The following is a 6,217-nucleotide window of genomic DNA, read 5'->3' as shown; positions in this document are numbered from 1 at the left end:
CGCACCCGCGCTCATCCCGGTTCCTTCTGTGAACACGGTGGCGAAGTCAGCGTTGGCCTGTTGTGCGGCCTCGCGGAGATCTGCCGGGAAGTCGCGGAGCACCACTCCGCTGTCCCGAAGGTTTTTCCACCCGAGTCGATAGATCTGAGGGTTGCGGTCGTACTCCCCGATGTGGACTGTGACAATTCCTGCCTCGGCGACGAGCTGGCAGCATGGGGTTCGTCGAGTCCGAGAGTTCGCGCAGGGTTCAAGTGTTGTGTAGAGCTCTGCACCGGCGACGTCGATGCCCGCATCCTTCGCTGCCTGCAGCGCTACTTGCTCGGCATGACGGCCAGAACTGTCGTCCTTGAACCCGGTTGCGAGGACATCCTCCCCACGCGCGATAACGACGCCCACCCGAGCGTTTCCCCGACAAAGCAGTGCTTGGTCAATTGCGAGCTGCGCGTGGCGACGCTCACGGTCTCTGTCGGGTGCTGCCTCTCGCGGTGTGCTGGTGCTCATGCGTCAATCGTGCCGCAATCTGGGCCAAAAAAGTCTGCAGCGGCGGCAGAAACGGCCCCGGCCGGCAAGCCGAGAATGAACGGCCCGCTGCGCTCACCGCGGATCGTGGCGCGGGCCGTTCGCTCACCGGTCACCGGTCACCGATCACCGGTCACCGGTCACCGGTCACCGGTCACCGGTCACCGGTCACCGGTCACCGGTCACGCGATGCTAGCGACCGCTCTTCAGCACTCTCTCGAGCGTCTCATCCGAAGACCCGAACAACCGCAAGCTCTGGGCGCGGACCACTCTGTTGAGGAGTACCACCACCTCGCGCAGGTCACGTGCGTCGTACCCGCGGTTGCCGTGCGCGAGGTCGTTCCTGACCACGCGCAGTGCCGACACTACGTCGGATGCGTCCGTGTCCTCGTCCGCGATGACTTGTGTGACCAGTGAAGTCTTCGCGAACCAGGGCTGCATGTCGAAAGGAAGCGATTTCAGTGTTCGAGTGAGCGCTTGTTCGAGGCCCGGATGGTTCAACTTGAGCCCGTTCTTGATCTTGCTCCTCTCCTTGGAATTAGTGTGTTCGTAGAGCCTCGCAAGGAGCGCTTTCACCTCCGTCTCGTGCTCCAGGCGACGTGCGGCGAAGGTGCTGCGTTGGTCATAGCCATGGGCTCCTTCGAGGGCCTGCAACAGCAACAAGAACCTCGCTCGCGGGTGTTCGTCGACAAGAAGCATCGCTCCGTAGGTCTCGATAAGCGGATGCTGATCGATCTGCGCCTGTCGCCATCCCCGCGCAAGACCGAGCAGAGAGGCATCGTCGTCTTTCAGGTTCACGCCGACGGACCGACCGAAGATCTCTCGATAGTCGGAGTCGTAGGCTTCTTGCGTGATGCCGTGCGCGTAGAGCTGAGCCAGCTGAGTGCTCTCACCTGATTCTGACCGCAGCACGACGTAGGTGACACGGCAGGAGCGTCCTGACGCGAGCGAGCAGATCCGCTGCATCGGCTCAACCCACTCTGTGATCCAGTCGCTCAGGGCTAGCGGCGTCTCCGACCGGATGATGACTCGAGGACTTGCCACGACGTGCAGAGAGAAGGGGCTGGTGTCGTCCGCAGCCACGATGAAGTCCAAAGTCACTGTCGCTCCCCCTTGCGTCCATGTCAGCGAGGAATCGGGGCGGGTCTTCGCTGACCACGAGCTATCCGCTTCACGGTGCGGGGACAGCGGCTGCAACCCGGAGATCGCATCGAGCGATTCGATCTGCATCTCGATCTCGTACGCGACCGGCTCAGCACCGTCATCGAACCGGTCGACAGAGATGACGGCAGCGCCACCGTGCAGGCTTGCCTGTCCGAGCATCGCTTCCAAAGCAACGTCCGTTACAAGCGCAGTCGCACCGCCGGCGAGCGTCGCCGTCAGGACGGGGTATACGCGGCGCTGGGGAAACAGGTCATCGGGTTCGAATAGGTCGACACTGTGCATATCGCCCGCAGGCCTCTCCCCCGGGCGCACGGAGAGGGTGCCTGGGACGTTGAGTAGCCCACCATCCTCGTCGGGCACATGCCAGGTGCATCGAAAGTCGCCAGCCGGATGCAATGTCCTCTTCATTCAAACCTCTTTCTGACGAGCTACCGGTCACGTGGGACTGCATCGTTTATATCTGTGTTGCGCTCGAACTCAAGTATTGCCCCACGGGCTTCGACGCCCAGGGAGGGTGTAAGCGCTCACGAGATCGCCACGCACCCCTTTCGGGCGGGACAATCGTCCGCTAACGCTCAACTACAGACTCTGAGACGGGGTCGCAGCCTGTACTGCGCGGCACCGTGGCTGCCCGCGACCACTGGTCCGATCTATGAGACCGCAGCGGATAGAGATGGAGGTTGGAAGAGACGAGGGCGAAATGAAAGACCGAAGAATGGCTGAGGCAGGTAGCAGTGATTGACTCCGTGCCGGTACTCGCCTTCGTTCGCGACAACGTCGATCAGATCATCCTTGGTGCGATAGGAATCGTGATTCCTATCGTCCTGTCTGCACTACTTGAAGCTGCCCGTTCTGCCACGGAAAGAGGCGGCGGGCGACGATGACATTCTGGACCGATTTGGCATGGCTTCTTGGTGGAGCACTGGTTGGCACTCCGATTGGTGCGGCGATGAGCAGCCTCCCCGCAGTATCCGGCTCTAGGGTGTCCTTGTAAATTGCTCGGATCCATGCCCGCCGCATCACGGATTGGCACGTGTGGGCATGGTTGCGGACGACATTCGGTTCTGCGACTCCCAAGGCGCCGTCCTCGGATGATGATGTGTGGGGTGGCCTGCTTCTCAGCGTTGGCCTCCTGTTCATCATCGTGCGGCTGTATGTCGAGAACGTCGTGAGCATCGCCGTCATCCTGTTCTGGACGGCGACGCTCGTCCTTCTGGTCGCCACCTTCGTTTTCCTTGTCCTCTGGTGGCGCCGGGTGTACGACGGTAAAGCGACTTCCTGGGCGCTTGTCGTCACTGTTCCGTTCGCGGCAGTCGGCAGCCTCGTCTCGTACTGGCTCCTCGAACCTCCTATGCAAGGAGTTCTCGAGCCGGCGAAAGCAGCACTCGCTGCAGACGGAATCGGCGCACTGACACCTTTCCTCACCCCGCTCATACTCCAGATTCTTGGCGCAGTTGCGAGCTTCATCCTGCTTATCGGATCGGTGGCCTTCTGCGCCGCGAACGTATCTGCTGCCCTCATCGAGTCGCGGGCTTGGGGCGCGCGATGGCTGTGGCGGTTCGTCTTCTGGACGGGACGTTGGACGACTGGCCGCGGCGTTGTTGTCGTATTTGTTGTACTGGCCGTCCTCGCAGCGTTCTCAGCGAGCGGTCTCGCGGCCGAGTGGATTGTGAACGTTCAGGAGAACGTGAGGGGAACGACCCCGGCGGTCTGAGCCCACCGCGACTGTGAGCGTCGCGCACAGAAGCATCATCAGCGTCGCAGCAAGGAGCGCTCCGAGCGCCGATGACGAGTCGGCGGTAGAGCCTGCCCCGGAACACAGCGCTGCCGCGGCCAACCACACGGTCCCGCATGCCCACGTGGCGGCCACAAACGTCCTCGCTCCATCCGTGGTGGACGGGTACTGAGCGTGCGCGTACCACCGCACGCCGAGCGCTACGAGCATCACCGTCACGTAGACCAATGCTGACATCATGATTGTCTCCTGTTCGTCAACTCCTACCCTGCGGCGGACGGGGAGAGCCAAGCGACGGGGCCGAGCTCGCGCTGTTGAGGCCACTGGACGCCGTGCACGGAGGGACCATCGCGGGCTTATCGCTTCGACGTCGCCACGGCGAGTACCCCGCTCAGCTACCTATGGGCCACGCGCTATCGACGAACTGGTTCACGAAAAGCCGACCGCTCAGTCGATGCGGATCGGAACGTCGATTTCATCCCGCGCGACCACGACACCATTCTTGATGGCGTAAGCCTCCACCTGATGTTCTCCGCGGAACTCAGTGTGCTCGCGGCGCTTTCCGGGGCTATCTGACTTGACGATCTGCCCACGGATGTTGTCACGTCGTTCCGCTTCCGGTCCACGGTTGAGGATCTTCCACCGCACCTCATACGGCGGCGGAACATCCGTGTCGACCTTGTTCACCACGAAGTCCAACGTCTTCTTGACACGCAGCGGCATACGATCAGACATCATCCGCCGTAGCCACCGCGGTTGGAACCCATCCTGGGTGACCTTGCAGTCGATGGAGAGCGTGTATCGGACGTCGACAGGGTACTGATCCTCGACGAACTCTTCAGTGTCCTGGTACGACCGGGTTTCCGCAGACGCGGCGAGAACCGACGACACGGCCTTCGGTACTGCGGACCCGAACACAGCGCGCCACTTCTTATGTGCACTCTGTTTTCCGTCAGCGTCGACGGCGTCGACGGCGAGGTTGTACGCCTTCTTCGCTCTCGGTTGGAACCGTTTGCGGACCTTGACCCACTGCCCGCTGCCGAGGGCGTGATAGCGCTCGCGGTCCTCCTCATCGGCGAGGAACTGGAAGAAATCTCGGGCCATGAGGCCAAAATCTGCCTCGTCAGCAGCGTCATAGTCTGTCGTCTGAGCGAAGAACCTGTGTACGAGTGTGTCGATGAGCAAACCGCCCATCACAACACCATGTTGGTTCTTCCAGGCCCGCGCCATGCGGGCGAGCTTTCGCATGTTGCCGGATGTACGAGCGCTGCACGCCGAGGTCTCCGCGATCTCCGCTCGTGGCTTAGTGACCTTCCATGCCTTCGCCACCGTGTCCGGGTACAGGAACGATTCATCATCTTCCTCGAAGGCGGGCTGCACTTCGAACTTGAAGTTCGTGAACTGCACTCGCACCACGCACTGGTCAACGGCGACTTCAGTGCGCGGGTACCGATTCAGAATCGCCTTCCTGACGCGCTCGAGCACGCGCCGCGGACCGTTCTCGCCCGTGTACTGATCGCGATATTTGTCCGGGAGGATGAAGATCATGTCGAGGTCCGAGATGCCACGAATCGCGGTATATCGGCCGTAGGAGCCAACCATGAGTCGAGACGCCGTCGACGCCGGCAAGTCACGAAATTCCTTGTTGAGAGCCTTCGTAATCTCGTCGCGTCGAGTGGAGATCGCCTCTGCGTTTTCGACGCTGAGGTTGGTGAGGAAAGTCTCGAAGATTTCGGCGGTGTCCATGTCACATCCCGCCCTTCGCCGCGCCGAGTCGGAGGTGCTCGGGTACGAACGCGTCGAGCTCCTTCTCCGAGAACGTCAGCTCCTCGTTGTCCTTCAGCCCGTCGCGCGCCATTTCGTATGCTTTTGAGGTCGTGCGGGGCGCGTCGGAGTAAATCTCCCGCGAGAGTTCTTGCAGCTCGTCTCGCCTCGCTCGAGCGTCCGAGCTGCTGACGGCGCCGCTCATCATGTCGGCGATGAGCGACAGGTAGGACTCCCTCACATTCCACAGTCGCGCTGCCACCTCACGGTGACGCTGAGACTCCTCGCCGTACTTGAAAGTTTTCGTTCCGAGGTTCAGTGCGGTGACGAGAAGCGCAATGAACGAGGTGACAAGCGCCGCGTGCTGTTGCTCGATGAAAAGTCCGACCACCGAAGCGAGGAACGCGCCTGAGCTAACGGCTGTCAGAACAACCAACCAGCCCCGCTGCAGTCGATGCCGACGGAAACACAGGTCTGATTGCTTCTCATGAATCTTGTGGCTATACAGCACCTTGCCGTACGTTTCACGGATCTGCGCCAGCAGGATGGCATCGACATCGTCCTGGTCGCGCGCGGCATCAATCATCGTGTCCCCATGTGTGTCCGCCTCGGCATAGAGCACGAGGCATACGCCTCCCTGCGGGAGAGCGCATCCCGGCGAGGCGAGCAGTTATCCGCACCTCAATAAAGACAGTATTGCGTGCGCCACAGACATTGCGCGGTGGGCTGCGCCACTTCGAAAGGGTGCAAGCATTAGTCCGCCATCTTCTGGCGCAAACTCTGTAGTGAGTGCCCGGGTGGTGGGGCGAATGCTGGCATCACCGCACGGAGTGTGTTCGCCTCCAGCCGGAAGGGGCAGTCCGCAAAGGTTGAGGGACGGCGCGTGGCGGGGCCCTTCGCCTCAGCGCATTTCGGCGCTCGATGAAGCGGACTCCGGTGCTCCAGCGTTTCGGACAGGTTGACCATCTCAGTCCCACCCCGCCCATCGTGTGCGTGATGGGCACCCCCAGCACCATCTCCCATTGAAGGTGCAGG

5 protein-coding genes are annotated in these 6,217 nt (G+C 61.6%); 1 reads left to right on the top strand and 4 read right to left on the bottom strand.

The features are described 5' to 3' along the window. Together J7E68_RS03185 and J7E68_RS03180 are read right to left on the bottom strand one after the other, a co-directional pair. Positions 1-501: deaminase (locus J7E68_RS03185; RefSeq protein WP_251048582.1), on the bottom strand; the 501-nt coding region annotated here is incomplete at its 3' end. A 210-nt stretch (positions 502-711) separates the two neighbouring features. Further along, a complete protein-coding gene (locus tag J7E68_RS03180; protein ID WP_215169782.1) occupies positions 712-2,091 on the bottom strand; it encodes a hypothetical protein in 1,380 nt (459 codons plus the stop codon). A 691-nt stretch (positions 2,092-2,782) separates the two neighbouring features. Here J7E68_RS03180 and J7E68_RS03175 point away from each other — a divergent pair. Beyond that, positions 2,783-3,397: a hypothetical protein gene (locus tag J7E68_RS03175; RefSeq protein WP_215169780.1), complete on the top strand. Its 615-nt coding sequence runs from the start codon at positions 2,783-2,785 to the stop codon at positions 3,395-3,397. 468 nt (positions 3,398-3,865) lie between these two features. On the opposite strand, the gene J7E68_RS03170 is transcribed toward J7E68_RS03175, so the two are convergent. Then, positions 3,866-5,164, bottom strand: coding sequence for a nucleotide-binding domain-containing protein (locus J7E68_RS03170; RefSeq protein ID WP_215169778.1), 1,299 nt, complete (start codon positions 5,162-5,164; stop codon positions 3,866-3,868). Position 5,165: 1 nt separating this feature from the next. Continuing rightward, positions 5,166-5,804, bottom strand: a complete 639-nt coding sequence (locus J7E68_RS03165; protein ID WP_215169776.1) for an SLATT domain-containing protein — start codon at positions 5,802-5,804, stop codon at positions 5,166-5,168. Positions 5,805-6,217: the final 413 nt, after the last annotated feature.

The sequence above is a fragment of the Microbacterium sp. ISL-103 genome (genome assembly GCF_018613995.1).
Lineage (GTDB): Bacteria > Actinomycetota > Actinomycetes > Actinomycetales > Microbacteriaceae > Microbacterium.
Note: the sequence above shows the minus strand (reverse complement) of the source record. Positions and strands in the feature narration are given on the sequence as shown.